Below are 1,808 nucleotides of genomic sequence, written 5' to 3'. Positions count from 1 at the left end.
TGGCGACCTCGGGAGCACGCTCCCCCGCGCCCTCGATCGGCTTGGTGACGATCTCAACGGCGATAGATCGTGATCGAGTGCCCGACGTCGTCAACGGGGCGGCTGCTGCCGATCAAAGCGGCCAGCCGCCCCGTCGCCTTCGCGGCAGCCGAGTCCGACACCACCAACAACCCCCGCACATCACCGTCGGGCACCCGACGCGGATCCCCGGCCTCGATGCCATAAGCAGCCGGTACCCCGCTGCCCTTGTACACCAGCCACACCCGCTCATCCGGATACCGCTCCCGCAACCGCTCGGCGAGCCGCCCGAGGTCCTGCCCCCAGTCCACGTTGGAGTCGTGCAACCGCTCCCGGGTCCGGCCCGGCCCCCCGAACGCCTCGTTGGAGTACGGCAGGTAATAGGGGTACGTGCGCAGCGAACTGACGGCGGCGAACACCACCAGCGCCGCCACCAGACCGGACACCCACAGCCGTCGCACCACGAGGACGCACCCCGCCCCCACCGCGAGGAACAGCGGCAGGAAGACGGCGTACCGGGTGCCGAAGTCCCGCGCCCCCTGCATGGCCACCAGCAGCAGCACCGCAGGAGCGGCGAGCACATAGGGCGCCGCCGGCCGCAGCCGCCGCACCGCGAACACCACCACCGCGGCGCAGACCCACAGGCAGAGCATCCCGAGCGGCGTCTTCACCAGCAGCGCGGCGGGCAGGTAGTACCAGAGCGAGCCCGAGTACAGCCGGCCGAACAGAAACCCCTGCCACGGCCTGTTCTCCAGACCGAACTGGAGCCGCATCCCGTCCCGGTACGCCTCGGGGAACGGCAGCAGCTCGACCAACAGCCCCCGCAGCCCCCGCACCTGCGGCACATGCTGTTCGGGAGCCCACCGCAGCCGCGGATCGACCATCACATACGCGGCCCACACGACCGCGACCGCGGCCACAGCCAACACACCCGCGCCCGCCGCCGCGCGGATCAGAACCCGGGCCCGGGTACCCGCCGACGCATGCCACACCGATACGGCGGCCAGTGCCATGAGCACCGGTACGACAGGAAGCGTGCTTATCCGCGTCGCCAGGGCCGCCCCCAGCGCCACCCCGGCGAGCGGCACGTACAGCGGAGGCCTGTGGCGGGCCCGCCACAGCAGCCACACCGACGTGAGCACGAACCCGGCGGCAGGCACGTCGAGCGTGGCGAGTGAGCCGTGGGCGATGACGTCGGGGGAGAAGCAGTACAACGCGAGTGCGGTCAACGCCCCTGCCGTCCCGGCCAGTTCACGGGCGAAGGCGAACACGACCAGACCGAACAGCAGGGTCAGCGCGATCACGGGGAGACGGGCCCACAGCATCAGCCGCCAGGGGTCGTTGCCCGACTCGTAGAGCAGGTGCCGCCCCAGCCTGCCCTGGTCTCCGGCGAAGGAGGGGTCGATGTGCGGATCCGCGAGGGCCACCCCGGCGCCGATGAGCAGCTTGCCGAGCGGCGGATGCTCGGGGTTGTGGCGCAGCCGGTGCTCGTGCGTGTACTCGGCGGCCGCTCCCACGTACACCGGTTCGTCGATGGTCGGGGTCTGCCGCACGGCGGTCGTGACCATCGCGAAGGCCATCTGCGCGAGCAGCGCGACCACCAGGAGCGGCACCCACCACCGGCGGCCGGGCCGTCGCGGGTCCCCGGCCGGTGCCGACGCGCTGCACCAGCATCACGAGCGTGGTGTCCTCGCCGGCCGGGCCGCCGGTCGGCCCGGCCATCAGATACACCTCGGAGAACACCTTGAAGGCGGCGACCGAGGAGAGCGCGCCGACCAGGACCATGGTGG

At 71.8% G+C, this 1,808-nt stretch carries 1 protein-coding gene and 1 pseudogene; both read right to left on the bottom strand.

Annotated features, from left to right (window positions below; genetic code table 11):
- Positions 1–53: 53 nt before the first annotated feature.
- The gene (locus tag ACWIF2_RS40635; protein WP_454366722.1) at positions 54–1,598 is read right to left on the bottom strand and encodes an ArnT family glycosyltransferase; all 1,545 of its coding nucleotides are present in this window, start codon (positions 1,596–1,598) and stop codon (positions 54–56) included.
- A 67-nt stretch (positions 1,599–1,665) separates the two neighbouring features.
- Positions 1,666–1,808: pseudogene (locus ACWIF2_RS40630) on the bottom strand (sugar ABC transporter permease); the annotation flags it as partial.

The organism is Streptomyces sp. NPDC055506 (genome assembly GCF_053643595.1).
Note: the sequence above shows the minus strand (reverse complement) of the source record. Positions and strands in the feature narration are given on the sequence as shown.

Coding starts and splice junctions, on each gene's coding strand:
- ACWIF2_RS40635 (WP_454366722.1), bottom strand. CDS start 1,598: ATGGCCTTCGCGATGGTCACGACCGCCGTGCGGCAGACCCCGACCATC.